At 53.1% G+C, this 26,016-nt stretch carries 24 protein-coding genes and 4 tRNA genes; 14 read left to right on the forward strand and 14 right to left on the reverse strand.

Annotated elements, in window-relative coordinates; all coding sequences use genetic code 11:
- The first annotated feature begins 45 nt into the window (after nt 1-45).
- The 4 genes from ACW44H_RS13430 to ACW44H_RS13445 all read left to right on the forward strand — a co-directional run bounded on the left by ACW44H_RS13430 (nt 46) and on the right by ACW44H_RS13445 (nt 2,763).
- Complete coding sequence (locus tag ACW44H_RS13430) at nt 46-690, forward strand: 50S ribosomal protein L25/general stress protein Ctc (protein ID WP_457504998.1); 645 nt, start codon at nt 46-48, stop codon at nt 688-690.
- A 170-nt stretch (nt 691-860) separates the two neighbouring features.
- Nucleotides 861-1,445 (forward strand): aminoacyl-tRNA hydrolase, encoded by a 585-nt coding sequence (gene pth / locus ACW44H_RS13435; protein WP_457505000.1) that lies wholly within the window; start codon nt 861-863, stop codon nt 1,443-1,445.
- 85 nt (nt 1,446-1,530) lie between these two features.
- Nucleotides 1,531-2,622 (forward strand): redox-regulated ATPase YchF, encoded by a 1,092-nt coding sequence (gene ychF / locus ACW44H_RS13440; protein ID WP_457505002.1) that lies wholly within the window; start codon nt 1,531-1,533, stop codon nt 2,620-2,622.
- A 64-nt stretch (nt 2,623-2,686) separates the two neighbouring features.
- Nucleotides 2,687-2,763, forward strand: a tRNA-Met gene (locus ACW44H_RS13445).
- A 65-nt stretch (nt 2,764-2,828) separates the two neighbouring features.
- Here ACW44H_RS13445 and ACW44H_RS13450 read toward each other — a convergent pair.
- On the reverse strand, nt 2,829-4,148 hold the full coding sequence (locus tag ACW44H_RS13450; RefSeq protein ID WP_457505004.1) for a M18 family aminopeptidase: 1,320 nt from the start codon (nt 4,146-4,148) through the stop codon (nt 2,829-2,831).
- Between the two features lie 138 nt (nt 4,149-4,286).
- On the opposite strand from ACW44H_RS13450, the gene ACW44H_RS13455 reads away from it, so the two are divergent.
- Entirely contained in the window at nt 4,287-6,410 is a 2,124-nt protein-coding gene (locus tag ACW44H_RS13455; protein WP_457505005.1) for a carboxy terminal-processing peptidase, read from the forward strand.
- Between the two features lie 88 nt (nt 6,411-6,498).
- Here the strand turns inward: ACW44H_RS13455 and ACW44H_RS13460 are convergent, their stop codons facing one another.
- The 4 genes from ACW44H_RS13460 to ACW44H_RS13475 form a co-directional block, all read right to left on the reverse strand.
- Nucleotides 6,499-6,864, reverse strand: a complete 366-nt coding sequence (locus tag ACW44H_RS13460) for a metalloregulator ArsR/SmtB family transcription factor (RefSeq protein WP_457505006.1) — start codon at nt 6,862-6,864, stop codon at nt 6,499-6,501.
- Between the two features lie 198 nt (nt 6,865-7,062).
- Nucleotides 7,063-7,138, reverse strand: a tRNA-Asn gene (locus tag ACW44H_RS13465).
- A 39-nt stretch (nt 7,139-7,177) separates the two neighbouring features.
- Nucleotides 7,178-7,253, reverse strand: a tRNA-Asn gene (locus tag ACW44H_RS13470).
- Between the two features lie 68 nt (nt 7,254-7,321).
- Nucleotides 7,322-7,397: transfer RNA gene (locus ACW44H_RS13475), tRNA-Asn, on the reverse strand.
- A gap of 197 nt (nt 7,398-7,594) precedes the next feature.
- Here ACW44H_RS13475 and miaB point away from each other — a divergent pair.
- From miaB to lnt, 5 genes are all read left to right on the forward strand, one after another.
- A complete protein-coding gene (gene miaB / locus ACW44H_RS13480; protein ID WP_447043672.1) occupies nt 7,595-8,938 on the forward strand; it encodes a tRNA (N6-isopentenyl adenosine(37)-C2)-methylthiotransferase MiaB in 1,344 nt (447 codons plus the stop codon).
- A 97-nt stretch (nt 8,939-9,035) separates the two neighbouring features.
- On the forward strand, nt 9,036-10,115 hold the full coding sequence (locus tag ACW44H_RS13485) for a PhoH family protein (RefSeq protein ID WP_113269941.1): 1,080 nt from the start codon (nt 9,036-9,038) through the stop codon (nt 10,113-10,115).
- Nucleotides 10,112-10,624 carry an rRNA maturation RNase YbeY gene (gene ybeY, locus ACW44H_RS13490; protein ID WP_113269940.1) on the forward strand — a complete coding sequence of 171 codons (513 nt, stop codon included), beginning with the start codon at nt 10,112-10,114 and terminating at the stop codon, nt 10,622-10,624. The genes ACW44H_RS13485 and ybeY overlap by 4 nt, the downstream gene beginning before the upstream one ends.
- Before the next feature lie 172 nt (nt 10,625-10,796).
- Nucleotides 10,797-11,687, forward strand: a complete 891-nt coding sequence (locus tag ACW44H_RS13495) for an HlyC/CorC family transporter (protein ID WP_113269939.1) — start codon at nt 10,797-10,799, stop codon at nt 11,685-11,687.
- Nucleotides 11,688-11,759: 72 nt separating this feature from the next.
- Nucleotides 11,760-13,241: an apolipoprotein N-acyltransferase gene (gene lnt, locus ACW44H_RS13500; RefSeq protein WP_457505009.1), complete on the forward strand. Its 1,482-nt coding sequence runs from the start codon at nt 11,760-11,762 to the stop codon at nt 13,239-13,241.
- Between the two features lie 95 nt (nt 13,242-13,336).
- Here the strand turns inward: lnt and ACW44H_RS13505 are convergent, their stop codons facing one another.
- Entirely contained in the window at nt 13,337-14,398 is a 1,062-nt protein-coding gene (locus ACW44H_RS13505) for an NAD(P)-dependent alcohol dehydrogenase (protein ID WP_457505011.1), read from the reverse strand.
- A 233-nt stretch (nt 14,399-14,631) separates the two neighbouring features.
- On the opposite strand from ACW44H_RS13505, the gene ACW44H_RS13510 reads away from it, so the two are divergent.
- Complete coding sequence (locus tag ACW44H_RS13510; protein WP_457505012.1) at nt 14,632-15,525, forward strand: AraC family transcriptional regulator N-terminal domain-containing protein; 894 nt, start codon at nt 14,632-14,634, stop codon at nt 15,523-15,525.
- Nucleotides 15,526-15,589: 64 nt separating this feature from the next.
- Here ACW44H_RS13510 and ACW44H_RS13515 read toward each other — a convergent pair whose 3' ends face one another.
- Nucleotides 15,590-16,015: a VOC family protein gene (locus tag ACW44H_RS13515; protein WP_457505014.1), complete on the reverse strand. Its 426-nt coding sequence runs from the start codon at nt 16,013-16,015 to the stop codon at nt 15,590-15,592.
- Nucleotides 16,016-16,148: 133 nt separating this feature from the next.
- Here ACW44H_RS13515 and ACW44H_RS13520 point away from each other — a divergent pair, with 133 nt between their 5' ends.
- Complete coding sequence (locus tag ACW44H_RS13520; RefSeq protein ID WP_457505016.1) at nt 16,149-17,033, forward strand: LysR family transcriptional regulator; 885 nt, start codon at nt 16,149-16,151, stop codon at nt 17,031-17,033.
- 32 nt (nt 17,034-17,065) lie between these two features.
- Entirely contained in the window at nt 17,066-17,299 is a 234-nt protein-coding gene (locus ACW44H_RS13525; RefSeq protein WP_457505017.1) for a DUF3820 family protein, read from the forward strand.
- Here ACW44H_RS13525 and ACW44H_RS13530 read toward each other — a convergent pair.
- Complete coding sequence (locus tag ACW44H_RS13530; protein WP_457505019.1) at nt 17,296-17,643, reverse strand: hypothetical protein; 348 nt, start codon at nt 17,641-17,643, stop codon at nt 17,296-17,298. The two genes, ACW44H_RS13525 and ACW44H_RS13530, sit on opposite strands and share 4 nt — an antisense overlap.
- Before the next feature lie 111 nt (nt 17,644-17,754).
- Between ACW44H_RS13530 and ACW44H_RS13535 the strand changes: the two genes are divergently transcribed.
- The gene (locus ACW44H_RS13535; RefSeq protein WP_457505021.1) at nt 17,755-18,522 is read left to right on the forward strand and encodes a DUF1499 domain-containing protein; all 768 of its coding nucleotides are present in this window, start codon (nt 17,755-17,757) and stop codon (nt 18,520-18,522) included.
- A gap of 19 nt (nt 18,523-18,541) precedes the next feature.
- Here ACW44H_RS13535 and ACW44H_RS13540 read toward each other — a convergent pair whose 3' ends face one another.
- The 6 genes from ACW44H_RS13540 to ACW44H_RS13565 all read right to left on the reverse strand — a co-directional run bounded on the left by ACW44H_RS13540 (nt 18,542) and on the right by ACW44H_RS13565 (nt 25,988).
- Nucleotides 18,542-18,904 carry a ribbon-helix-helix domain-containing protein gene (locus ACW44H_RS13540; protein ID WP_457509034.1) on the reverse strand — a complete coding sequence of 121 codons (363 nt, stop codon included), beginning with the start codon at nt 18,902-18,904 and terminating at the stop codon, nt 18,542-18,544.
- 107 nt (nt 18,905-19,011) lie between these two features.
- Nucleotides 19,012-19,587, reverse strand: coding sequence for a DJ-1/PfpI family protein (locus ACW44H_RS13545; RefSeq protein ID WP_457505023.1), 576 nt, complete (start codon nt 19,585-19,587; stop codon nt 19,012-19,014).
- Nucleotides 19,588-19,718: 131 nt separating this feature from the next.
- Nucleotides 19,719-21,791, reverse strand: a complete 2,073-nt coding sequence (locus tag ACW44H_RS13550; RefSeq protein ID WP_457505025.1) for a methyl-accepting chemotaxis protein — start codon at nt 21,789-21,791, stop codon at nt 19,719-19,721.
- An 85-nt stretch (nt 21,792-21,876) separates the two neighbouring features.
- Nucleotides 21,877-23,076: an ABC transporter substrate-binding protein gene (locus ACW44H_RS13555; protein ID WP_457505027.1), complete on the reverse strand. Its 1,200-nt coding sequence runs from the start codon at nt 23,074-23,076 to the stop codon at nt 21,877-21,879.
- Nucleotides 23,077-23,334: 258 nt separating this feature from the next.
- A complete protein-coding gene (locus tag ACW44H_RS13560) occupies nt 23,335-23,949 on the reverse strand; it encodes a flavin reductase family protein (protein ID WP_457505029.1) in 615 nt (204 codons plus the stop codon).
- Nucleotides 23,950-24,020: 71 nt separating this feature from the next.
- Nucleotides 24,021-25,988, reverse strand: a complete 1,968-nt coding sequence (locus ACW44H_RS13565) for an aconitate hydratase (RefSeq protein ID WP_457505030.1) — start codon at nt 25,986-25,988, stop codon at nt 24,021-24,023.
- Between the last annotated feature and the right edge of the window lie 28 nt (nt 25,989-26,016).

The raw sequence follows: 26,016 nt of genomic DNA on the forward strand, positions 1-26,016 counted from the left end.
TCGCGGTCGGCGGCGTGTTCCTTACTTAAACTAAGAGGCAATTCCATGTCTGATTTTATCCTAAAAGCCAGCGTTCGTAACGACCTGGGGAAAGGTGCGAGCCGCCGCCTGCGTCGTGCGAACCAGCAAGTGCCTGCCGTTGTATACGGTGGTGAAAAAGGCGCGCAGTCCATCTCTGTCGAAAAAACCGCTTTCTACAAAGCGATTGAAGACGAGTCCTTCTTCTCTTCGGTCATTAAACTCGTGATCGATGGTAAAGAAGAGCAAGTCGTTGTTCGTGATTTGCAGCGTCACCCCTTCAAGCCGCTGCTAACCCACGCTGACTTCCTGCGCGTTGATGCAACTCACGAAATCACCATCAACGTGCCGCTGCACGTGACGGGCGAAGAGAAGTGTGTAGGCATCAAAGACCAAGGCGGTGAACTGCACGTACTGGCCAACGAAGTTGCGATCAGCTGCTTGCCAAAAGACCTGCCAGACTATCTTGAAGTCGACATCGCCGACGTTGAGCTTGGCACGACGCTGCACCTGTCTGACCTTACCCTGCCGGCTGGCGTCACTTCAGTTGACCTGTCCCACGGTGAAGAGCACGACAATGCGGTACTTAGCATCACGAAAGTAAAAGTGCGTGCTAGTGAAGAAGATGAAGACGGTGAAAGCGAAGGCGAAGAAGGTACCAGCGCCGAGTAAGTACCCGTTTAGCATGTTGAGGCCATGCTTGCATGGCCCTCATGCTGCTAACAGGATGTTAGAATCAAGCGCCTCGGCGCTTGATTTTTTTTAGGCCCGACGCTGGCGCAGCGTCAATAATGCTTTCGGGACAGTGTTGGCCTTCTGGATATTTTGTATGAGGTGCGAAGATGAGCCAGGTAACAGCCATTATTGGATTAGGTAACCCAGGCGCCGAATATGAAGCCACACGCCATAACGCTGGCTTCTGGCTGGTCGACGCTATTGCGCGCAGCGCCCATGCTGAATTGCGGCCAGAAAAAAAGTTTTTCGGTCATTACGCGAAGGTGCGCCTAGGTGACCATGAGCTACACCTACTCAATCCTGCCACCTTCATGAATCGCAGCGGTGCCGCCGTCGCCGCCCTGTGTCAGTTTTTCAAACTGACACCTGATAATTTATTGGTCGCCCATGACGAACTTGATCTTCCACCCGGTCAGGCACGCTACAAAACAGGTGGTGGGCATGGAGGCCATAATGGCCTGCGCGATATTATTAGCGCACTAGGCGGCCAAAAGCAGTTTCACCGCACGCGAATTGGCATTGGCCACCCAGGTGAGGCGCGTCAAGTTACTAATTATGTACTCGGCCGTCCTGGCAAGGCTGAACAAGAAGCTATCGTTCGCGCCCTAGATGAGTGCATCGCCACCCTGCCTTTAGCACTTGATGGCGACTGGGCTAAAGCCATGAATCAGCTACACAGCTTGAAGCCCTAGCCTTTAGCCAGTGACTGACGGCTAGTTCATCTCGTAGAATGGCGCTTAATTTATCGCCTCAACACCTTATTCTCAGGAACATTTTATGGGTTTTAATTGCGGCATCGTCGGCCTGCCCAACGTCGGCAAATCCACGCTCTTCAATGCGTTGACCAAGTCTGGCATTGATGCAGAAAACTTCCCCTTCTGCACCATTGAGCCAAACGTGGGTATCGTCCCGATGCCGGACCCGCGCCTTGATAAGCTTGCCGAAATCGTCAAGCCGCAGAAAGTACTGCCGACCACCATGGAGTTCGTCGACATTGCAGGTCTGGTCGCCGGCGCTTCCAAAGGCGAAGGCTTGGGCAACAAATTCCTGGCCAATATCCGTGAAACCCAGGCAATTGCCCACGTGGTGCGCTGCTTCGATAACGATAATGTCATCCATGTGGCTAACCAGGTCGACCCCCGCGCGGATATCGAAACCATCAATTTAGAATTGGCACTGGCCGACCTTGATACCGTCGAAAAAGCCAGCCAGCGCTTGGTTCGCTCGGTGAAGGGCGGTGACAAAGACGCCATTGCCACCAAGGCGATTCTTGATCGTATCCAGCCCCACGTGGCTGAAGGTTTGCCGCTACGCAGCTTCGGCTTGAGCGATGAAGAGCAGCGCCAAGTGAAGAGCTTCGGTTTTTTGACCCTGAAGCCCACCATGTACATCGCCAACGTCAATGAAGATGGTTTCGAGAACAACCCTTACCTGGATATTGTGAACGAAATTGCCGCTGAGGAAGGCGCGCTGGTCGTTCCCGTGTGCAATCAGTTGGAAGCTGAAATCGCCGAATTGGATGATGAAGAGCGCTCCATGTTCCTAAGCGAGATGGGCATGGAAGAGCCGGGGCTAGACCGCGTGATTCGCGCCGGTTATTCACTGCTGGGCCTGCAAACCTATTTCACCGCCGGTGTTAAGGAAGTTCGTGCCTGGACAATCAAAGAAGGCGCGACTGCACCTGAAGCGGCCGGCGTGATTCACACCGACTTCCAAAAAGGCTTTATCCGCGCTGAAGTGGTGGCCTATGACGATTTTGTCACGCTCGGCGGCGAGCAAGGTGCCAAAGATGCTGGCAAATGGCGCTTGGAAGGCAAAGAGTACATCGTCAAAGATGGCGATGTGGTGCACTTCCGCTTCAACGTATAGCGGTAGCCAGTAATAACACATTGACGAGCAACGAGGCTTCCAGTATCATTCGCCCCCGTTGAAAGGCTACGTAGCTCAGCTGGTTAGAGCACATCACTCATAATGATGGGGTCCCCTGTTCAAATCAGGGCGTAGCCACCAAAGCTTATAAAAAAAAGCCCGCTGACCTCGTCAGCGGGCTTTTTTGCTTGTGTGCGCTTGAGGAATCAGCTTAGCTTTGCACGGTTCAAGAACCCTACCAGCGCACGGGTCAGGTATTCGATATCCCTGGCACCCGCCGTCTCGCGAATTGAGTGCATCGCCCACTGAGGTACGCCGACATCAATAGTGGGGATACCTAATTCGGTAGCAGTAATCGGGCCAATGGTACTTCCACAGCCCATATCCGCCCGAGTCACAAACGACTGTACCGGCACGTCCGCCTCGCGACAGACATCACGAAACAGCGCACCGGTGACGCTATTAGTCGCGTAGCGCTGACTTGCATTCACCTTGATCACCGGGCCGCCGTTAATCGCTGGGCCGTGGCGCTCGTCGTGCTTATCACGAAAATTAGGGTGCAGCGCGTGGGCGTTATCACAAGAGATCATCAGCGACGATTGAATCAGCTGAATCAGCGACTCGTCATTGCCCTTTTCGCCGTCCTTGCCACCTAACTGGCTGTTGATACGCGTTAGAACGTCCGCCAGAAAAGGACCTTGAGCCCCGCAAGCGCTGGCACTGCCCACTTCCTCGTGGTCATTGGCTACCAACAGGGCGCCCTGACTACCATCGCAAGCTAACAGCGCTTCCAACCCCATAAAGCAGGAAAGTAGGTTATCCAACCGAGCACTTGCTACTAGCTCTTGTTTGACGCCGACAAGCGATGGCGGCTGCACATCGTAAAAGCCCAGCTCGAAATCAACGATTTCCACGGCACGTAAACCATGCTGCTCTTCTAGCCATTGCGCCACTAACTCGGCTAACGTGGCCGTCTCGCTTTGCAACAACACTGGTGCCATTTGCGTCTGCGGGTTTATCGGACGTCCACTGTTCACGTCTCGATCAAGATGAATAGCCAAACTTGGTATAGTCGCTATAGCACGGTCGACATTGAGCAACACACTTTCCAAGCGCCCATCAGCGTGGCGTACATGCACCCGCCCCGCCAATCCCAGATCACGGTCAAACCAGGGTGCCAACAGCACACCGCCGTATACCTGTACACCCAACTGTAGCCAGCCAGCGGAGCGCTGCGAAGCGTTAGGCTTTAAATGCAGCCCAGGACTATCAGTATGCGCGCCGATCATTCGCAGCGATGCCAAGTCAGACTCAGGCAACTGAAACGCGATAATGGCTGATTCATTACGGGTAACGTAGTAGCGCTTACCCGGTGTTAGTTGCCAATTCGCCTTCTCTTCCAGCCGCTGAAAACCGGCTTGCTCCAATCGCGTGGCCATATTGTCTGTAGCGTGCCACGAGGTTGGTGATTGGCGCAAAAAATCGCATAGGCGTGTTAAACGATCAGCGTTGAAAGTGTCGGACATGTAAATCCTCATAACAGTAATGATTGAGTCTCATAGCGCAGGCGACCTGCTACAATACTCCCTCGTCCTACGCAACTCTTGGGTCATTTGCGTGTCTAGGGAACGATGAGTGTACACAAATCCGGGAGAGCTTGACTGATGAGCTTGTTTGCAACGCTTTCGCGTTCGGTCGCCTTGGCTGTCATGCTGGTTGTTACCAGCCCAGCCGCCTTTGCGCAACTTGAGCCGACCAACGAACAACGCCAGGCGGCAGTGGAAATTGCGGACTCGCTCCGCTACGGCCATTATGCTGATATAAATTTTGACGAAACTTGGTCGCAGGACACTTTCCAACGCTATTTGGATATTCTAGATGGCCAGCGTGCCTATCTGTTGCAAAGTGATATCGAGCCCTACCGGCATTTAGAGACGGGCATGGCAGACGCTATTTTTGATGGCGATCTGGAGGATGCTTTTGATCTTTACAATACCTTCAGCGAGCGGCAGCGTGCTCGCCTTGAATCATTGCTTGCTCGGCTCGATGAAGGTCTTGATTTTGATTTTGATAGTAACGAGCGTTTAGAAATTGATCGTGAAGAAGCGCCCTGGGCATCCCGCGAAAGCGAACTCGATGAGTTATGGCGCAAGCGGCTTAAAAACGACGCCCTGACACTTGCTTTAACCGAGCAGGATAATGAACAGATTGAAACCAATCTGCGCCAGCGCTACGAAGGCCAACTGACCCGATTGGAACAAACTGAATCCGAAGATGTTTTTGGCGTATTAATGGCAGCGGTTGCTGGCAGCATTGATCCGCATACAGGTTACCTTTCGCCACGCCAAGGCGAATCGTTTGATATTCAAATGAGTCTCTCGCTTGAAGGCATTGGCGCCCTGCTTCAATCGGACGGCGAATACGTTAAAGTTTCCAGCCTAGTACCCGGCGGCCCTGCCGAACGTGCTGGCGTGTTGGAGCCGGCGGATCGGATTACTGCCGTGGGCCAGGAAGATGGCGAAATGGTTAATGTGGTCGGCATGCGCCTGGATAACGTAGTGGATCTGATTCGCGGCCCTAAAGGCTCCACCGTTCGTTTAGATGTAGTGCCTGCCCAAGCGGTCGACATGACCCGCTCGCAAGTCGTTGAGATTACCCGCGACACCGTTAGTCTTGAAGACCAAGCCGCCAGCAGTGAAATTATTGAAGTAGAGCGCGACGGCGAACCTCACCGCCTTGGTATTATCAACGTGCCGACGTTCTACGTTGATTTCGACGCGTGGCAAGCTGGCGAGGAAGAGTATCGCAGCACGACCCGCGACGTTGCCAAAGAAGTCGAACGCCTTAAAGAAGAGGGCGTAGAAGGTATCGTGCTTGATCTACGTAATAACGGCGGCGGTGCGCTGCAGGAAGCCAACTCGCTCATCGGTCTGTTTATTGACCGCGGGCCTACCGTCCAGGTACGCGACGCCCAGGGGCGTATCCAGCTTTATGGGGATAGCGAAGCAGGCACGCTTTATGACGGCCCGCTCGGCGTCTTGGTGAACCGCCTCTCCGCCTCCGCCTCCGAGATTTTTGCCGGTGCGATTCAGGATTACGGACGCGGCCTGGTGCTAGGCACGCCGACGTTCGGCAAAGGCACTGTGCAGACGCTTAATGAGCTGAGTCATGGGCAGATTAAGCTAACCCGCGCCAAGTTCTATCGTATTTCTGGCGACAGCACACAGAACCGCGGCGTAGAGCCGGATATCGACTTCCCCAGTCTGATTGATCCCGAACGTATCGGTGAAAGCAGCCTGGACAATGCGCTGGCCTGGGATACCGTCCAAAACGTTCAGTATCGTCGCTATGGCGAACCTGAAAATATGCTGGACAATCTTATTGCGCAGCACGATGTGCGCGCTGAGGATAATCCTAACTTCCGCTACCTGGAACGCCAATCTACGCTTGCCCGCCAGTTGCGCGAGCAGCATACCAGCGTGAGCCTGAATCGCGAACAGCGCGAGCGCGAGATGGAAGCCCAGGAAGCCGAACAGCTCTCTCTGGAGAACCAACGCCGCCGCGCACTGGGGCTTGAAGAACTCGACGAATGGATGGATGCTCGGACAGAAACAACGGCCGGAGTAGCAAACGAGACAGACGACACCGTCTCCTCGCCAGAGAGTGATGCTGAGAGTGAAGAGGACGAGGCATTGGCTGTCGATCGTGCCTACGTGCTCGAAGCAGCTGAAATCCTACTCGACTATGCCCACCTGCAAGAAACCCAGCGATTTGCAGCTAAGCGCTAATCGATCTGGATACAAAAATGCCGACCTCTCAAAGGTTGGCATTTTTTTGAGGCGACAACGTTGGCTTTATCCTAATTTCACCCTTTCTTCAACAAAGCACTGCCCGCCTCGCTGGCCGATCACCCATTGTGGTCAAGCGTTTGGTCAGTCCCGCCAATACAACGGCACTGCCCTCACTACCGGCCTGTATAATATCAAGCGCCCAGGCAGGCAACTGAGGCGCAATTCGGTAATAGACCCACTGACCTTCGCGCTGATCGCTGAGCAGCCCACACTGGCGCAATTGAGCCAAGTGTCGGGATACCTTGGGCTGCGACACTTGCAATGCATGGGTCATCTCACACACACATAGCTCCTGCTCTTGAGCAACCAGCAGCACCAGCATCAAGCGTGTTTCATCGCTTAAACATTTAAATATTGAGAGCGCCTGGGACGTTTTTACGTTATCCACCATAACCTTCCTAAACCATAGGATTAACAGACCATAGGATTATCAGCGCAGTTTACGACAACAAAGTAGATGCGTAACAGCGAAGGCTATCGATGGGTGCACTAACGGCAAAAAAGAGAAGCGTTAATCGAAAGAGGAAGCTATAACGCAAGAGGAAGCTATAACGAAAGTAAGGAAGGGAAAACGTGAGGAATCTGCCATTGGCTCCCCGAGCAGGACTCGAACCTGCGACCCAATGATTAACAGTCATTTGCTCTACCAACTGAGCTATCGGGGAACGTTTACCGTAAAGGTAAAATAAAGCAGAACAGCAATTTGGCTCCTCGAGCAGGACTCGAACCTGCGACCCAATGATTAACAGTCATTTGCTCTACCAACTGAGCTATCGAGGAACATTTAACTTGCTGATGTGAATGAGTGGGAGCCGCTAATTAACGCAATAGTTAACGTACTTAGCGGTTGGCTCCTCGAGCAGGACTCGAACCTGCGACCCAATGATTAACAGTCATTTGCTCTACCAACTGAGCTATCGAGGAACTGCTCAAACACGGTGCGTAGTATACCCATAGAAATGGGCCGGTCAAGTATCGATTATTGAGGAACGCTAGCCGCTGGTTTCCTGTATCCGTATAATGCGCCCATTACTGACAGCGGCGTGGTCATCAAAAATCAGGCCGCACGATAACACTCCATTCATCCTCGTCCCCCGACGACTCATAGATGACAGGTACCGATGGCGAAGAAGCTCTTCATCAAAACGCACGGCTGCCAAATGAACGAGTACGACTCCTCCCGTATGGCGGATCTACTCGGCGAATCTCACCAGCTCGAACTCACTGATAATGAGCGTGAAGCCGATGTCATTCTGTTAAACACCTGCTCGATTCGCGAAAAAGCGCAGGAGAAAGTTTTTCATCAGCTCGGACGCTGGAAAAAACTGAAAGATGCCAACCCTAACCTGGTGATTGGCGTAGGCGGCTGCGTGGCAAGCCAAGAAGGCGAAGCCATTCGCAAGCGTGCCCCTCATGTTGATATGGTGTTCGGGCCGCAAACCCTACACCGCGTTCCCTCGATGCTGGATGCTCGCGGTAATAACCAAATTGCCGCCGTGGATGTCACCTTTCCGGAGATCGAGAAATTCGATCACCTGCCCAAGCCCTCCTCGGATGGTGCAACGGCGTTTGTGTCGATCATGGAAGGCTGCTCAAAGTACTGCACCTTCTGCGTGGTGCCTTACACTCGCGGTGAAGAGGTTTCGCGCCCGTTCGAAGCGGTCATGGACGAAGTCATCCACCTTTCCGATCAGGGTGTGCGTGAGATCAATCTGCTAGGCCAAAACGTTAATGCTTACCGCGGTGAAAACCAGCTTGGCGACGAGATCGACCTGGCCGAGTTGATTGCCTGTGTGGCAGCAGTAGACGGTATTGACCGCGTCCGCTTTACCACGTCGCATCCGGTAGAGTTTACCGATAGCCTCGTGGACGCCTTCGCCGATATTCCTGAGCTGGTAAGTCACTTACACCTACCGGTGCAGTCGGGCTCTGACCGTATTCTTAACGCTATGAAGCGTGGCCACACAGCCGCAGAGTACATCGAAAAGATGGAAAGAATCCGCGCTAACCGCCCCGATATCAGCTTCTCGTCGGACTTCATCATCGGCTTCCCTGGCGAAACGGAAGAAGATTTTGAAGCCACGATGAACTTAATTCACCAAATTGGCTTCGATCACTCGTTTAGCTTCGTTTACTCGGCACGCCCTGGCACTCCTGCCTCCGGCCTGCCTGATGAAACACCAGAGAGTGTTAAAAAGCAGCGCTTAGCGATTTTACAAGAGCGCATTATTCAACAAACGGCCCAAATTAGCCGTCGCATGGTAGGCAGCACTCAACGCGTACTGGTTAATGGCTTTTCGCCGCGCGACCCCGGCCAGCTTTCCGGGCGGACTGAGAATAACCGCGTGGTTAACTTCCGCGCCGCCAACCCGACCGAGCTGATTGGCTATTTTGTGGATGTTGAGATTACCGAGGCCTTTCCCAATTCGCTACGCGGCGAACTTGCCTCACCCGAGCGCTATTAAACATTCCCTTAACATTGCCATTAACAAAGGTGATTGCTCCGGCCCTGGTCGGAGCAGTAAGCTAAGAATACACACACTAACGAGGGGTTCCCCACTCTTGAGCCAGCCCACACCTCAGGCCAATCGCATCATCACCTTAAGCCTTGAACCCAATGATCCGCAGCGCCTTGCTAGCCTTTGCGGCCAGCAGGACGAGCATCTGAAGCTGATTGAAAGCCGCCTGGACGTGACGCTGCGCAACCGGGGCAATGTGTTTCAACTCGCGGGTCCAGCCAACCGTATTAAGGCAGCGGCGAACGTGTTGGAACACCTTTATCGCGAAACAGCGGCGAGCGAACTTGATGCCGATACCGTGCACCTTTTCCTGCAAGAATCCGGGCTCGAAGCACTGGAAGACGAAGAGGATGGCACCGGCAGCAGCGATGAAGTGATCATGCGCACCCCACGCACCATGATCAAACCACGCGGGCTTAATCAGCAGCGCTATGTTTCAAGCATCCGTGAGCACGATATCAATTTCGGCATTGGACCCGCGGGAACAGGTAAAACCTATTTAGCCGTTGCCGCCGCAGTCGAAGCACTCAATCAGCAGGAAGTGCGCCGTATTTTGCTAGTGCGTCCGGCGGTTGAAGCGGGTGAAAAGCTTGGTTTTCTTCCTGGCGATCTCGCTCAGAAAATCGATCCCTACCTGCGCCCACTTTATGATGCCTTATATGAAATGATCGGTTTTGAGCAAGTGGCGAAGCTGATTGAACGACAGGTCATAGAGATTGCCCCGCTGGCTTATATGCGCGGTCGTACGCTCAACAACTCCTATATCATTCTCGATGAGAGCCAAAACACCACCCCCGAGCAGATGAAAATGTTTCTGACCCGGATTGGCTTTGGCTCCACCGCCGTGATTACTGGCGATGTCACTCAGGTTGACCTGCCTAAAGGCCAGCGCTCGGGGCTGATTCAAGTGCTCGACGTGTTAAAAGACACGCCAGGGATCGGGGTCACGCACTTTGCCGCCAAGGACGTCGTGCGCCACCCGTTGGTTCAGCGCATTATCGAAGCCTACGATATGTTTGAATCCCAGCAAGAAGTAGAAGAACGTGCCCGCCGGGAAGTGCGCCAGCAAGAGCGTGACGCCCGCATGCAGTCGCGTGAAAGCTCTTGGGATAGTTCACGATGAATAAGCTCGCGACGAACGAGATTGTGATTGATCGGCAGGCGGCGATTAACGAACCGTTGCTTCCCTCCCTTACACAGCTCACCCAATGGGTGGGCTGTGTTTTTGCGCACCACCCGGATGACCAGCGCCGCGAAGTGACTATCCGGTTTGTGGATGAGCGTGAAAGCCAGACGCTTAACCGTGATTACCGAAGCAAAGACAAAACCACTAACGTATTGTCGTTTCCGTTTGAAAGCCCGCCGGGCATTGATTTACCCCTACTCGGCGACTTGGTGATTTGTCATGCTGTCGTAGCTCAAGAAGCTAGCGAGCAGGATAAGCCTCTTGAGCATCACTACGCGCATATGGTCGTGCATGGCATCTTGCATTTAATGGGCTACGATCATATTGATGATCAGGAAGCTGAGGAAATGGAGCAGTTTGAGCGCGAACTGTTAGCTGAGCTGAATATCCCCGACCCTTATGCTGACAACACCCACGCAATCGATAATGATGGCGAAACGTTTTAAATCTTTGAAACGCCTTAAGCCTATGCTGTTTGACAGTAGTTGCGTTAAATCATGTAACAGCGAATCTGTTACTGTCAATCTGGTACTATCCCCCGCGTCAGTGGTAAAAAGCTAGCTGACAGCGTAGTAAATGAGATAGCCACCGACTGCCCGCAAACGAGAGAATTGACGCATGAGCGAAGACCGATCGAGCAACCTCAATCAAAAATCCTGGCTCGAGAAACTCTTTGGCGCCCTTTCCGGAGACAATGACGAACCCAGCTCACGCGATGAGTTGATGACGTTTTTACGCCATACCGCAGGGAAGTTAAAGCTGGATCAAGACGCCATCATGATTATCGAAGGTGCGCTTGAGATCAGCGATCAGCAGGTACGTGAAGTGCTGATACCCCGCTCCCAGGTGTCGGCTATCGCGCTGGATCAAACTAGCGATGGCTATTTGCCGCTGATTCAGGAAACCGGCCACTCCCGCTACCCGGTGATTGGTGAAAACCTGGATGACGTGAAAGGCATTCTACTGGTAAAAGATCTGCTCCCGCTGCTTTCGCAAACGCAGGCCCAGCGTGATGCCTTCAAGCTCGATGATATTTTGCGCCCAGCAATGTTTATTCCTGAATCAAAACGCCTTAACAGCTTGCTGAAAGAGTTTCGTGACACGCATAACCATATGGCCATTGTCGTTGACGAATACGGCGGCACGGCGGGCATTATCACCATCGAAGATATCCTTGAGCAGATCGTCGGCGACATCGAAGATGAGCATGATATCGATGAAGAAGAGGATATCCGCGAATTAGAGAATGGCCACTTTGCTATCCGCGCACTGACCCCCATCGAAGACTTCAACGAACGCTTTAATACCGAGTTCTCCGACGACGAATTTGATACCGTTGGCGGCCTGGTGATGCAACAGTTTGGCCATTTGCCACGGCGCGGTGAGCATACCACTCTCGGCGGCTGGCGATTTGTGATTCTCAATGCCGATACACGGCGCATTCGCCTGCTCGAAGCCTACCGAGATACCCGCCGCGATGACGAAGAGGATGACGCCCAAGAAGAGTAAAAATCTTAGGCTGCATCATTCGTTACTCTTTGTGTCCACTCTTTCAAATCTTACCGTAGATAGGTTATCGCTATGGGTTTACCCCCCGCGTTATTGTTACAGCTGCTTGCCGCCCTGGTCGCTGGCGGCTTCACCACCCTAACGGCTTCCCCTTTCGAGCTTTGGTGGTTAGGGCCTGTGGCGATCGGTTTACTTTATACAGGGCTGCACGCCTTAACGCCCGCGCAAGCGGCGCTTAAAGGCTGGTTATACGGTGTGGCGCTATTCGCCAGCGGCACGTCCTGGGTGTATGTCTCCATTCATGACTATGGCTACACCAGTGTGCCCCTAGCGGTATTTCTAACGACTCTGTTCGTAACGATATTGGCGCTTTTTTTTGCCGGTACCTTCTGGCTATACCGGCGCTTTATATCCGCTCGTCTCGCTTTTATAAGCTTTGCAGGCGCCTGGGTGCTGGGCGAGGTGCTGCGTACCTACCTGTTTACCGGCTTTCCATGGTTGCTACTGGGCTCTGGCTACGTCGACTCACCGCTAGCCGCCTGGGCGCCGGTTGGTGGGGTGTACCTACTATCATTATTGGTAGCCCTTAGCGGCACTTTCGCTGCAGAACTACTGTTTCGCCGTCAGTGGTGGGCAATTGCGCCGCTTGCGGCTATTTGGTTAATCCCAATGGCCCTTCCCCAGCAATGGACGACCCAAGCCAGTGACCCCACCCGCGTGGCCCTACTGCAAGGCAATCTGCCACAGCTATTGAAGTGGACACCTGAAGGGCAACGCACGGCGGCGAACACCTATAGCGAACTTACCCGCGAAGTTGCCGATGAAGTGGATCTGATCGTATGGCCAGAAACGGCCCTGCCGATGATAGAAGAGCAGGCCCGCCCGGTCTTGGAGCGGGTGCAAGCGAACCTACCGCCTGATGTCGCTCTGCTCACCGGTATCGTTCAGCGCGATGAACAAGAACGCTACTTCAATAGCGTGATCGGCGTCGGCAATGTCGAGGGGAGCTACCAGAAAGAGCACTTAGTGCCTTTTGGTGAGTACTTGCCGCTGGAAAGCGTGCTACGCGGAGCGATAGATTTCTTTGACCTGCCCATGTCGGCCTTTACCAAAGGTGAGCATGAGCAGACGCCGATGCAGGCCGCGGGTATTTCTATCGGCAATGCGATCTGCTATGAAATCATTTACCCTCAGTTGGTCGCCCGCCGCGCCCAAGACAGCGATGTAATCATGACGGTATCTAACGACACCTGGTTTGGTGCTTCTATCGGCCCGCATCAGCACCTTCAGATGGCACGGCTGCGAGCGCTAGAGAATGGTCGTTATGTAATTCGCGCCACCAGCAACGGCATTACGGCAATTATTGACGACAATGGCCGCATTGTTAAGCGCGCACCGCAGTTCGAAACCACCCTGCTTACCGGTGAGTTTTACGCCATGGAAGGCCTGACACCGTTTACCCGTACCGGCAGTTGGCCCGCCTGGCTATTGGCAGGTTTGATGCTTGTACCAGGGATGGCGGCAGCAAGAACCACTCGCCAGCGTCGTAGCTGACACAGCGCTAAGCGTTAAGCCTTTGCCAAAAAACGGCCCGACTCCTCTGCAGGATTCGGGCCGTTTTAGTTGGCTCAGGCTAGCCAAGCAGGCATTTAGGCGGCGCTATTTTTCAGCGTCGCCATATCAATCACGAAACGATAACGAACGTCACCTTTCTCCATCCGCTCAAAGCCTTCGTTAATGTTGTGGATATCCAGCATTTCGATATCACAGGTGATGCCTTGGTCAGCGCAGAGTTTGAGCAGCTCTTCGGTCTCTGCAATGCCACCAATGAGCGAACCGGCTACCACACGACGCTTAAAGACCAGGTTGAACGCTTCAATGGCGGGCTCAATGGGCTCTAGCAAACCGACAATGATGTGAGTACCGTCATACTTCAGCGATGTCAGGTAAGGGTTTAGATCATGCTGTACGGGTACGGTATCGAGCATAAAGTCGAAGGTTTCTGCGACGGCATCCATCTGTGCCTGATCGCTGGAAACTACCACGTGATCAGCACCGTTACGCTTGGCTTCTTCCACTTTAGCGTCGGAACGGGTAAATACCGTGACTTCAGCGCCCAGCGCCTTGGCCAGTTTAACGCCCATATGGCCTAAGCCACCCATACCGATTACACCGACTTTATGGCCTTTACCGACACCGTGGTGCTTGAGCGGTGAGTAAGTAGTGACACCGGCACAGAGAATCGGCGCCGCCGAGGCCAGATCAATACCATCGGGCATCTGCAGCACAAAGTGCTCGCTCACCACGATGGCGTCGGAGTAGCCACCCTGGGTCATGGTGCCATCCTGGCGGTCTTCGCCGCCGTAGGTCATGGTAAAGCCTTCCAGGCAGTACTGCTCAACGCCATCTTTACAGGCGGCGCAAGTACGGCACGAATCAACCATACAACCAACACCGACTAAATCACCGGCTTTAAAACGTGAAACTTTATCGCCAACAGAGGTGACGCGGCCAACAATTTCATGGCCGGGCACAACGGGGTATTGGCTCATGCCCCAATCGTTGCGCGCAAAGTGGAGATCACTGTGGCAAACACCGCAGTAAAGAATTTCAATCGCCACGTCGTCAGGACGTGGCTGGCGACGGTCAAACGTAAATGGCGCTAAGGGTTTATCATTAGCAAATGCTGCGTAGGATTTTGCTTGGTTCATCGATCGAATTCCTTGTCATCAAGCTGGGGCTTTCTAAAGACTACCTTCAAAAATCAGTAGTCTTTTCCTCGAGCACGAGGGATGCCAACAGTATTGGCCTAATTAAGGGGGATAGCGATGAGTGAAGCTACGCCATTTTTGCCTATTTCTCCGGCACCACGTAATAAAATAACAAAAAACTGACAAAAATCATTATGATTATGCAAATACCGTCAGAAAAGAGAGAAGCCTTCATGACCTCCACCGCTCAGGCTGGCAACGCGCTGGCGACTGTTATCGCCCCCCTTATTGAAGGCGATGGTATAAAACCAACGTCTCTGCCTGGCGTGTCGTTACTCTGTTTAAGCCGACACCAAGCACGTACGCCGCTTCTTTATGAGCCTAGCCTGACCATTATTGCTCAGGGCCGAAAGATCGGATATCTAGGCGACCGGGAGATCCATTATGATCCCGGCCATTATTTAGTCCAAACATTGCCACTGCCGTTTGAATGCGAAACCTATGGCTCACCGGAAGCGCCGTTACTGGGAATATCAGTGCGCCTTGACCCAGCGTTATTAAGCGAAATGGTGACGGCAATGGGCAATGCCGTTCAACAAGCCCATACGCCATTACCCATGGCATCGGTGGCAATGACAGAGGGAATGCAGGATGCCGTATTGCGCTTAGCGCGAACGCTGCATGTATCGGTAGAGTGCAGCACGATGGGCACAGCGCGCATTCGCGATGTGGTATTTGAAGCCCTGAAAAGTGAACAAGGCCAAGCATTGAGGGCTTTGGTAATGGGACATGGAAACTATTCGCGCATCGTGCAGGTGCTTTCCAAACTCCATACTCACTTTGCTCAAGATTTTAGCGTGGAACAGTTAGCTTCTCAGGCGAATATGAGTCCGTCGACGTTTCATCAGCACTTTAAGCAGATCACCCGCTCTTCACCGGCGCAGTACTTGAAGCGGCTGCGCTTAATCAAAGCACAGCAATTGCTGCTACAGGATAATCACAATGTTAATCAGACCGCTGCGGCGGTTGGCTACCGCAGCGTGCCTCAGTTTAGCCGCGACTATAAACGTTACTTTGGCGAGCCTCCGCTTCAGCATCGCCGACAGGAGCAGGCGTTGCGCGTTTAATGAATAGAAAGCCGATTTCGCGAATACCGCTTATTTAGCGAACACTGATTATTTAGCAAAGCTATTATTTTGCGAATACTTGACTCATATCCTTGAACGCTTTGAACTCTAGCGCATTACCGCAAGGGTCAAGCAAGAACATAGTGGCCTGCTCGCCTACTTCGCCTTTAAAGCGAATATACGGCTCAATTACAAACTGTGTATCTCGTGCTTTCAAACGCTCGGCCAGGGCTTCCCACTCATCCCATTCTAAAATCACGCCAAAGTGCGGCACCGGTACGTTATGTCCATCCACAGGGTTTGTATGGGCGCTCTCCTGGCCTGGTGTTTTGGGCTGCTCATGAATCACCAGCTGATGGCCAAAGAAATTAAAGTCGACCCACTGATCACTGGAACGACCCTCTTCCAGGCCAAAGACGTCATTATAAAACGCCCGTGCCAACGCCACATCGTAAACGGGAATGGCTAAATGGAAGGGTGAAAGGCTCATGTTAGTCTCCTACTTAATTAGCGTTCTGAAGAGTGGTTGGCATTTAACGCCACCACGGTGTATTCATCCTAGGGCGGCACATGGGAAAATAATATCAATAACTATTTGGCTGATTCACAAAAAGGATTTATCAATGATCCGTGAGCTAAAGACGCTGATGGCGGTGGCACAGGAAGGCACCTTTGCCGCAGCGGGCAATAAAATTGGCCTAACGCAAGCGGCGGTCAGTGCCCAAATGAAACGCCTTGAGGAAGAACTGGGGATTGCGTTGTTTGAGCGTAAAGGACGTGCCGCGACATTGACCCAGCGAGGGCAAGAGACACTAAAGCAAGCCCATGTCCTGCTAACCCTCTACAGTACGCTAGGCGCTTCCCTATCAGGCCAACCGGCAACACATCGGGTCAATATCGGCGCTATCGCCTCAATTCAGCGCTCGCTACTCCCTGATGCGTTGGCACGCTTTCATCATACTTACAGTGATTGCTGTACCCGCGTGGTGCCGGGGCTTTCCATGGAACTGGTGAATCAAGTCGACGCTGGCGAATTGGATATGGCGATCATTATACGTCCGCCCTTTTCGCTACACAGCGATTTGCGCTGGACGCCCCTTGCCCACGAGCCCTTTAGATTAATCGTGCCGCAGCATATTAGCGGCGACCAGTGGCGAGAGCTGATGACAAGCCAGCCGTTTATCCGTTATGACCGTGCTTCCTTTGGCGGGCGTCAGGTGGACCGATTCTTACGCAACAACCACTGCAACGTGCGCGAAGTTTGTGAAGTCGACGAACTGGAAGCGATTGTTAAGCTGGTCGCCAAGGGGGTAGGCGTTGCCCTGGTGCCCGAAGCGATAGCGCAGCAACGCTGGCCACCGGAGGTCCGTGCGATTGATTTAGGCGAGCGTACCTTTCATCGCGATGTCGGGTTGATTCATCCCACTAGCGGCCATTTGAGCGAACCTGCCCGTGCGCTTGCCCAATTGATTGGCGAAATCGCCACGCGGTCCGATAATGATGGTTAACGTGTTTGACGTGAGACTCGAGGAGTTAGTGCATGAAGCCAGAGGATCTGGAAAAGTTAGTGACTCGCACCATGCCCTTTGGCAAGTATGAGGGTCGCCTTATCGCCGACCTCCCCGGCCCCTATTTAAACTGGTTTGCCCGGGAGGGGTTTCCCTCAGGGGAAATTGGCCAACTGCTGCATCTGATGCACGAAATCGATCACAATGGGCTTGGCCCATTGCTTGATCCGCTGCGAACAATGCCTAGACAGCGTGGCGAAAGTTAACGCTGGCTGTTGTTCCGTGCTTCTAAAGCGCGCTGAAACTCGGCCCGGTAAGCCGCTTCATGGTGCACAGGGTCAACGGGAAAGCGGCCTAAGGCAACCGCGAGTTCAAAAAATCCCGCCGCAGGTAAACCATCGCCCCGGCGGCTGACCACCAGTGCCGCGATGAAAGGCTTCTGCTGTGCAGCGTCTTCGCGCATTAATTGCTCTAACGCCTGGGTAACTTGAGCAATGGTGCGCGGCGGCGTGAGTGCTAGTGTGTTAGCCACCTGCTGATACGTCATCGGCAATGCATCACGCGGTGCGCTGAGCAGTAGCTGGCGAAGAGCGGCTACGTTATCGGTCATATATATCCTATTGTCATGGTTTAAAAGGATCACCCTGCCAATCGACACAGTATTTGTGTGAAGAAGCGGTTATGCTAAGAATAGTGAAATACGCTGTGGTAAGGAGAGAACATGGTAACGCGACTAACAACGGCACGCCTTCGTCGAGGGCATTGGCTAGGCGTACTGGCTGGCTTAGCCATTCTGCTGGTAGCAGGAGCGACACTAATGATGGCAGGCGCTGGGCCGGCTTATCGTGGCGGACTTATCAGCCTAGGCGAGGCGTTTAACTTACTGCGTAATGGCGTTTATGTCGCTGTAGCAGCAGTCGCGGTCAGCATTGTCACGCTGCTGTTGAGCATGCTGACTCATCGATCTAGGCCCGCCTTAATAGCCACACTGGTTATCGTCGCCGCTGCTGCGCTGTTTTATATGCCGTGGCAATACTGGCAGCGCGCTCAACAAGTACCTGCTATTCACGATATCACCACCGATACCCAGAACCCGCCTGCTTTTGAAGCCCTCGCTGAGGCACGGCAAGCCGCGCCGAATGCCGTCGCCTACCCTGGCGATGCAACTGCTCAGCAGCAACGAGCAGCCTATCCTCACATCAAGCCATTAGTGGTGGATAAGCCCCTGCAGGTTGTTCTGGCGGCCGCACAAGCCGAGGCGGAAGAGACTGGCTGGCGTATCGCCAGAATTACCGACCATCAAATAGAAGCCACCGCGACCACGCGTTGGTTTGGCTTTGAAGATGATGTGGTAATTCGCTTAACCGAGCTGGACAACGGGATGCAGGTCGACATGCGTTCTGCTTCGCGACTTGGGGCCAGCGATGTGGGGACTAACGCAGCGCGAATTGAAGCCTATTTAAAGGCACTAGAAGCACGGCTCAAATAACGCTCTCTTCTCGCCGTTATTAATGTAAGGATTCTGGCCTGTTGCCAGCTTCACGCGCCAAAATTTGCTCGGCATCCAGGGTGGCGATGGGGACTTGATGCTGAACAGGAATATCGCCGCTCAATTGAAGCGCTTGATAGCGCAGGGCACAAACGCGTAAAAACGAGGTAAAGTTACCCAAATCGTGCCCGGCGTCGATGGATTCGTGGTATAGCCGAGTAATCATCTGTGCCGTATTCATCCCATCGCGCTGGGCGATCTCTTCAAGAATGTGCCAGAAATAATTCTCCATCCGCACACTAGTGACCATGCCATCAATACGCAGCGAGTGTGTCGCACTGAGCCACAGTTCAGGGTCGGCTTGAATAAAGAGTTTGCACACAAGCGTTACCTCTCCGAGTAGTCCGTTCAAGTTCACGCTATCAATATAGTGGGCAATAGCGCAGAACGCCCGGCAAGGCCGGGCGTGAAAGTCAATTCGTTAAGCCATTAGCTTTGCTTATTTAACAGCGCCATAAACTGCGCCAGCCATGCCGGGTGGGCAGGCCACGCGGGTGCGGTCACCAAGTTGCCATCAGTCACCGCATCAGTCACTTTCAAATTAGCGAAGTGACCACCGGCAAGTTCTACCTCCGGCTGGCAGGCTGGGTAAGCGGAGCACTGCTTTCCTTCAAGCACGTTTGCAGCGGCTAATAACTGGGCACCATGACAGATCGCAGCCACGGGCTTATTGGTCTCAAAGAAATGTCGCACCATCGCGAGCACGTCTTTGTCTAAGCGGAGATATTCAGGTGCGCGACCACCCGGCACTACCAAAGCATCGTAATCAGCAGGGTTAGTTCCGGCGAAATCGGCATTCAATGCAAAGCGGTGGCCGGGCTTTTCGGAATAGGTTTGATCACCTTCGAAATCATGAATCGCGGTCGCCACGGTATCGCCCGAGGCTTTGCCAGGACAAACTGCATCGACACGGTGGCCGACTGCCATCAATGCCTGAAATGGCACCATGGTTTCATAGTCTTCAGTGAAATCGCCGGTGATCATTAAAATGCGCTTGCTACTCATCTCAGTGCTCCTCTTATTGATCTTATGGTTATTGATCGAGTAATTGAGAACACGCAAAGCGTGTGAAATGAGATTAGCAAGCGCTTAACGGCAACAGGTAGTAATTGCTTACTACTCGACAGATTCTTCTACTACTCGATAGTTTCTTCCTTCTGGGGGAGTGACAAATGACGTTGCCCTGCCGTATCGCTTACACGAAAGCGTCCTACTAGTGAGTGCATATCGCCTGCGCGATCATCCAGCGTATGGCTAGCGGTCGTGGCCTCTTGCACCAACCGTGCGTTTTGGTGTGTGACTTGATCCAGCTGCGAAATCGCCTGGTTGATCTGGTCGATACCCGCCGACTGTTCGTGAGTAGCGCCTGCAATTTCAGTGACGTAGCGGGTTACTTCGCCGAGGCTATCTATGATCTCTTGTAGATGTTTGCTCGAAGCATTAACAAGCTGCTCGCCTTCGCTCACCTTAGCGACACTGTCGTCTACCAGATGACGAATTTGGGCTGCCTCTTCAGCGCTGCGTCCGGCTAATTTGCGCACTTCTTGAGCCACCACTGCAAATCCACGCCCCTGCTCGCCTGCTCGCGCGGCTTCAACAGAGGCATTCAGCGCGAGTAGGTTGGTTTGAAAGGCGATATCGTCGATGGCCTTAATAATGGAGGTGATTTTTTCGCTCGCCTCTCGGATATCGCCCATGGCTGCCGTCGTGCGGGTTGACACATCCCCAGCGGCGCGTGCGCGCTGGTCAACGTTGCCACTTGCGTCTTTCGCCTGGTCAGCGTATTCAGCCGTTTGCTTCACGGTGGCTGTAATTTGTTCAAGGCTTGAAGCAGTTTCAGCCAACGATGCTGCCTGTTGGTCAGTACGCTGGGAGAGGTTTTCATTACCCGCAGCGATTTGGCGGCTGCTGGCCGCGATAGATTCGGCGCTTTCGCGAATTTGCGCCACCATACCTTCAAAGGTATCCATCATGTTATTAAACGCTTGAGCCGTTTGGCCCACTTCATCGTTTCGTTTGAGCTCAAGACGCTTGGAAAGATCAGCGTTTTCGCCTGCGGCACCACTAATGCTTTCCATTTGGTGGCGCATCGCCACTAGCGGACCTAGTACGCGCACCATCGTACGCCAGCCAAAGATTGCCAGTAGTGCAATAACAATCAAGGTCACCATGATCAGTAACGAACGCCCAGCGTTGGCTAATGACTCGGCCTGGGTGGCGGCGTTATCAGCCTGCTCAACGGTATACGCTTCAACGTCGCTCAGGGCCGAGCGCATTTGCGTCATGGCTTGAGCAACATTAGTAAGCGCCGCCTGCACTTGTTCATGGAGCGCAAGTTGCTGGAAACGAAGTTCATAGACGGCGTTATCATCGGATATCATCAGTCCTTCCAGCTCTACGATGACCTCGCTAAGGTTATTAATCAGCGCACGCTGCTCTACCTCGGTACTCGGCGCATCGGCAATTGCCGAAAGTGATTGACGAGCAAGCCCAACCTGCTGGGCAATTTCATTGTGACGCAAGTTGACCAGCGCATCAGAGCTCTCCATTTGCCTCATTTGGCGGCCAAGGTCTGATAACTGCGCTAAGGCCATGCGAGCGTTACCGCTTAAGCGCCCAATATCCGCTTGCGGGGCAAACATATTATCCAGAAGCGTAGTAGGCAGGGTCGTCATGCCGTCTTCGCGCCAGGCTTCCATCAACTCACGCTGGTCATTGTCACTGCGCACCTGGGCCAGCGCTGCACGTCCGGCAATATCTTCGGCGCTAAGCATCACTTGAGAAATAAGTGTTTGCATCGCACTAATACGCTCAGCCATTTGTGTTTGCAGGCTCAACTCTTCACGGCGTACCGCCTCAAGCGCCGTATCGCCCTCAAGCAACGCCTGGTAATGGCTATCCAGCTCACTGAGGCCTTCTGCGTGATCAACCCCACTCAATCCTTGGCGGGCAGTTTGAAAACGTTCATCTAATGCGGCTTGAGTGGTGACTGCATCAAGGCCTGTCGCATTCTCTGCGGCAAGCAGATCCGCATGCCGTTGACCAAACGCGCCCATCGTTAGCACCATTCCCCGGCTGGCATCCTGAAGCGGTAATACCTCACCGGTAATATAGCGCTGCGAGTCGATTAACCGTTGATTGGTTGTCCAGCCGGTTACCGCCAGTACCACAGCCCCCAGCACGGCTGCCAGGAACAGGCTTATTAACATGGCTCTAATACTTAACGTTTTTTTCATTATCACTTTTCACTTGTGTCAGGGACATACCGTTAACGTAAGCCTTAATATGTCACCGTTATGGCAACAGGCTCGCCCACTCCACCGACTCGAAACGGCCGTTTGTGATAATGGTTGGCCAAACTGCATCGCTGGCTTGATGATCATTACGCCCCAGGCTGAGGGGCTCTTCTAGGCCAATATCGACCGACCCTAGGCCAAGTAAGCCATCCACAATAGCGTCACGATCTGGGTTTGCTCCGGCTGCTTTTACACCTTCAACAAAAAGCTTCGCAGCAAGGTAGCCTTCGAGAGATATAAAGTCAGGTTCACTACCGCGTGAATGCGTGGCTAGCGCCTGTCGGTATGCTTCTACAGCGGGTAGGTCGGCATCCAGAGGCGGCACTACTTGAGTGATAATGACGCCTTCTGACAACTCGCCAAGTTCATCCATTAGCGCTTGGCTGCCAACGAAAGAGACGTTCAAAAATACGGCATCCGGTAGGTCATTGCGTGCTTCACGAATAAAATCTGCCGCAGGCCCGTAAGTGCCCACAATAATGACCGCCCGAGGTGTCACCGGCGCTTGCAGAATGGTCGCCAAGCCTTGGTGGATATTGCGGGTACCGCGGGTAAAACGCCCATGGGCCAGCGCGGTGATGTTTCCAACGCCATGGGAGGTTAACGCCTGAACGGCCCCATTATAGCCGGCATCACCAAAGCTATCGTTTTGGGTGAAAAAGGCTATTTCCTCAGGCAGCACACCCGCTTCCAAGAGCCCATTGACCATGGCTGCCGTTTCCTGCACATAACTGGCTCGGTAGTTAATCACATAGCGGTCGGGAGGTGTTTTACGTAGCACCCCCGCACCGGTAAACGCGCCATAGAGCAGTGTTTCATATTCGTTATAGATGGGTATGGTGACGGTAGCGGTTGGTGTACCTACGTTGCCGATCGCGGCTAGCACTTCATCTTCTTGGATAATTTGCCGGGTATTGCTGGCAGCTTGCAGCGGTTTATACTCATCATCCCGGGCGATCAAGGCTAATGTTTCACCATTTACGCCGCCAGCCGCATTAACTTCTGCGAAGTAGGTCTCGATACCCTTTTGCATGCCCAGCCCTAATGGCGCAGCGCCGCCACTGGCAGGGGCGACAATACCAAAAGTAAGCGCTGCCTGAGCTAGTGGTGAAAGCAATAACCCAGCTAATAGGGTGATACTTGTTAGGCGTTTTTTTAACAGCCTTTTTGTTAACAATAGCGTTCCCATTCGTCGCATTGATCTGCTCCTCACTCGCTAGATCACTTCCCCACCCTTTAAATGGCTCTTTAGCAAACAGTTGATGAGTGTCATTAACTGCCTGCTAGATTACCGCCTGTCACTCTTTTCTATCGGCAGGAGAATATACGACTAAAGGTTAATTATCGTTAACCACTAAGTAATGATTATTGCCTGTTGTGTAACCGCTTAGAACCTCCTTGAGGAAATCACAATATTTTCTTTAAAAATCAAATTACTATCTAAAATCAGCCAACACTAATCAGGCCGCTCAATGGCAAACCGATCGCTAATGCGTATGTAATCGCTACCGGCTAGACGGCCAACCGGCTTGAGAAGATCCATATCCACATGACGGCCGTCCCAAACAGCATCATCGATATGAATGGAAACCACCTGCGCCAGCACTAGCGTCCCGGCCAGGGGTTCATCGCCAAACCGAATCATATCGAACAGTTTGCAACCAAACGCCACTGGCGCATTGGCAATTCGCGGTACGCTAACGCCTGGCATCGCCGCCTTTTCCAGCCCGGCCAGGGTAAACTCGTCTTGCTCCGGCGGAAGGCTGGCGCTGGTGGTATTGAGCGCTTCAATTAACGCCTCGCTACCGACATGCACGACACATTCAGCAACGTCAGTTAAATTACGCACCGTATCTTTAAGCTCACCGCTGCCATTGAGCAGCGGTGAAAACGCCAGCACGGGTGGGTTCACACTGGTGACATTGAAGAAGGAGAACGGCGCTAAATTGGCATTGCCGCGTTTATCCTGGGTAGACACCCAGGCAATCGGCCGTGGGCAAACAGCCCCGGATAACAAGCGATAAATCACCCCGGGGCTTAAAGGAGATTCATCTAATAGGTAGTCGCTCATTTTGGCTCACTCTTCATTCGTGAAATGGCTGCTGTCTAATAGGTAACGCTACTTATTCGTCGTATACAGGCTTACGGCTGGCGCGCTTTAAGCTGATTAATCACACCACCGACTCGCAACAGTTCTCGCTGGCGCTCACTTAACCCGTGATGTAAACGAATCATCCCTTTGCCCACTATTTCGGCATCAAGCGTTGCGCCCTCAGCTATTTGGGCATGTAAATTTTCAATGATAACGCTATCACCCTGGGCTAATTGGTCAGCATCGTTTTCATCAATAAACGTCAAAGGCAGTGCGCCAAAACAGATTAAATTTTGCCAATGGATGCGTGCAAAGCTTTTAGCCAACACAGCCTGTAAACCCAGATAACGAGGCACAAGAGCGGCATTCTCACGGCTTGAGCCTTGGCCGTAGTTATGCCCACCTACAATAAGGTGCCCCCCCAATTTACGCGTCGCGTCCGCACGTTGAGCATACTCCGCATCGACGGCTTCAAAGGTAAAAGGTGCGGAAGCATAGATACTGCTCCAGTACGGCATCACGCGCTGACCAGCAGGCATAATATCATCGGTTGAGATGTTATCGCCCGTGACAAGCAGCACGGGAATCTCTAAACGTTCGGGTAGTGGCTGTAGCGTCGGCAGAGCAGGTGTGTTTTCTGTTTTTTGTAGCGGCGTTAAGCGGGCTTGATCAAGCGGTAGCGGTGGCGTAAAGACATCGCGATTAATCACCATAGCATCAGGCTCATTAATACGCGGATAATCCATTTGCATAAGACGAGGGTCGCTGATCACCCCAGCTAAAGCCGAGGCAGCCGCTGTTTCTGGACTGCATAAGAAGACGCTGTCTTCTCGCGTGCCAGAACGACCAGGGAAGTTGCGGGGTACCGTGCGCAAACTGTTGCGCCCTACCGCTGGCGCCTGACCCATTCCAATACAGCCGTTACAGCCCGCTTGGTGTAAGCGTGCACCGCTAGCCACTAACTCTCCTAAATAGCCTTCTTGAATCAAGGTGGAAAGCACTTGGCGTGACGAGGGGTTGATGTCCAGCGATATGCCATCTGCTACAGAGCGTCCCTTTACCATGCTCGATACGACGGCAAAGTCACGATAGCCAGGATTCCCCGATGAGCCAATATAGGCTTGATGCAACGGCTGCCCGGCCACTTCGCTCACCGGCACCACTTTATCGGGGCTAGAGGGCAGAGCAATCAGCGGCACCAGCGTGGATAAATCGATCACTTCTTCCACATCGTAGTGGCAACCAGGATCGGCTGCTAACGGCTGCCAATCGCCTTCGCGCCCCCGGGCTGCCATAAAGCGCCGTGTACTTGCATCACTAGGAAATACACTGGTTGTGGCCCCCATTTCGGTGCCCATATTGGCGATCACGAGTCGATCCATTGCCGAAAGCTCATCAAGCCCTGGACCATAGAATTCGAGAATGCTGTTTTTGCCACCCGACACGCCATGACGACGGAGCAGTTCCAAAACCACATCTTTCGCCGACACCCAGTCCGGCAAACGCCCTTCTAGGCGAACGCCCCAAATCCGCGGCATGGTGATATAAAGAGGTTCTCCGGCCATGGCCATAGCCACTTCAATACCGCCTGCGCCGATGGCCAGCATCCCCAAGGCACCCGCCGAAGTAGTATGGCTATCGCAACCCACCAACGACTGGCCAGGCACACCAAAATTCTCCATATGTACCGGATGGCTAATGCCATTGCCCGGGCCTGAGTACCAAACGCCAAAACGTTCACAGGCACTTTTTAGAAATAGATAAGTCTCGGCATTGAGATGGTCGGCTTGAACAAGCCCATGATCGATATATTGCACGCTCGGCTGGGTATGCACTCTGTCGATACCCATGGCTTCAAGCTCAAGCATCACTAAAGTGCCCAGCACGTCCTGCAATAGCGCTTGGTCGATGCGCAAGGCTATTTCACTGTCAGGAAGCATTTCACCGCTGATCAAATGATCACTGATCAACTTTTGAGCTAAATTAAGGGGCGTGGCAGAGGAGGCTTTAGAAGTCATAGATAAAATCCTAATATTTTTTATTATC

The sequence above is a fragment of the Vreelandella sulfidaeris Esulfide1 genome (assembly GCF_054072535.1).

Bases quoted from the DNA above. Each gene is read 5' to 3' on its own strand.
- ACW44H_RS13495 (WP_113269939.1), top strand. From the start codon at position 10,797: ATGAGCGAAGACCGATCGAGCAACCTCAATCAAAAATCCTGGCTCGAG.
- ACW44H_RS13525 (WP_457505017.1), top strand. From the start codon at position 17,066: ATGAAGCCAGAGGATCTGGAAAAGTTAGTGACTCGCACCATGCCCTTT.
- ACW44H_RS13565 (WP_457505030.1), bottom strand. From the start codon at position 25,988: ATGACTTCTAAAGCCTCCTCTGCCACGCCCCTTAATTTAGCTCAAAAG.
- ACW44H_RS13535 (WP_457505021.1), top strand. From the start codon at position 17,755: ATGGTAACGCGACTAACAACGGCACGCCTTCGTCGAGGGCATTGGCTA.
- ACW44H_RS13520 (WP_457505016.1), top strand. From the start codon at position 16,149: ATGATCCGTGAGCTAAAGACGCTGATGGCGGTGGCACAGGAAGGCACC.
- ACW44H_RS13510 (WP_457505012.1), top strand. From the start codon at position 14,632: ATGACCTCCACCGCTCAGGCTGGCAACGCGCTGGCGACTGTTATCGCC.
- ACW44H_RS13460 (WP_457505006.1), bottom strand. From the start codon at position 6,864: ATGGTGGATAACGTAAAAACGTCCCAGGCGCTCTCAATATTTAAATGT.
- ybeY (WP_113269940.1), top strand. From the start codon at position 10,112: ATGAATAAGCTCGCGACGAACGAGATTGTGATTGATCGGCAGGCGGCG.
- ACW44H_RS13545 (WP_457505023.1), bottom strand. From the start codon at position 19,587: ATGAGTAGCAAGCGCATTTTAATGATCACCGGCGATTTCACTGAAGAC.
- ACW44H_RS13505 (WP_457505011.1), bottom strand. From the start codon at position 14,398: ATGAACCAAGCAAAATCCTACGCAGCATTTGCTAATGATAAACCCTTA.
- ACW44H_RS13550 (WP_457505025.1), bottom strand. From the start codon at position 21,791: ATGTTAATAAGCCTGTTCCTGGCAGCCGTGCTGGGGGCTGTGGTACTG.
- miaB (WP_447043672.1), top strand. From the start codon at position 7,595: ATGGCGAAGAAGCTCTTCATCAAAACGCACGGCTGCCAAATGAACGAG.
- ACW44H_RS13515 (WP_457505014.1), bottom strand. From the start codon at position 16,015: ATGAGCCTTTCACCCTTCCATTTAGCCATTCCCGTTTACGATGTGGCG.
- ACW44H_RS13555 (WP_457505027.1), bottom strand. From the start codon at position 23,076: ATGCGACGAATGGGAACGCTATTGTTAACAAAAAGGCTGTTAAAAAAA.
- ACW44H_RS13455 (WP_457505005.1), top strand. From the start codon at position 4,287: ATGAGCTTGTTTGCAACGCTTTCGCGTTCGGTCGCCTTGGCTGTCATG.
- lnt (WP_457505009.1), top strand. From the start codon at position 11,760: ATGGGTTTACCCCCCGCGTTATTGTTACAGCTGCTTGCCGCCCTGGTC.
- pth (WP_457505000.1), top strand. From the start codon at position 861: ATGAGCCAGGTAACAGCCATTATTGGATTAGGTAACCCAGGCGCCGAA.
- ACW44H_RS13560 (WP_457505029.1), bottom strand. From the start codon at position 23,949: ATGAGCGACTACCTATTAGATGAATCTCCTTTAAGCCCCGGGGTGATT.
- ychF (WP_457505002.1), top strand. From the start codon at position 1,531: ATGGGTTTTAATTGCGGCATCGTCGGCCTGCCCAACGTCGGCAAATCC.
- ACW44H_RS13450 (WP_457505004.1), bottom strand. From the start codon at position 4,148: ATGTCCGACACTTTCAACGCTGATCGTTTAACACGCCTATGCGATTTT.
- ACW44H_RS13430 (WP_457504998.1), top strand. From the start codon at position 46: ATGTCTGATTTTATCCTAAAAGCCAGCGTTCGTAACGACCTGGGGAAA.
- ACW44H_RS13530 (WP_457505019.1), bottom strand. From the start codon at position 17,643: ATGACCGATAACGTAGCCGCTCTTCGCCAGCTACTGCTCAGCGCACCG.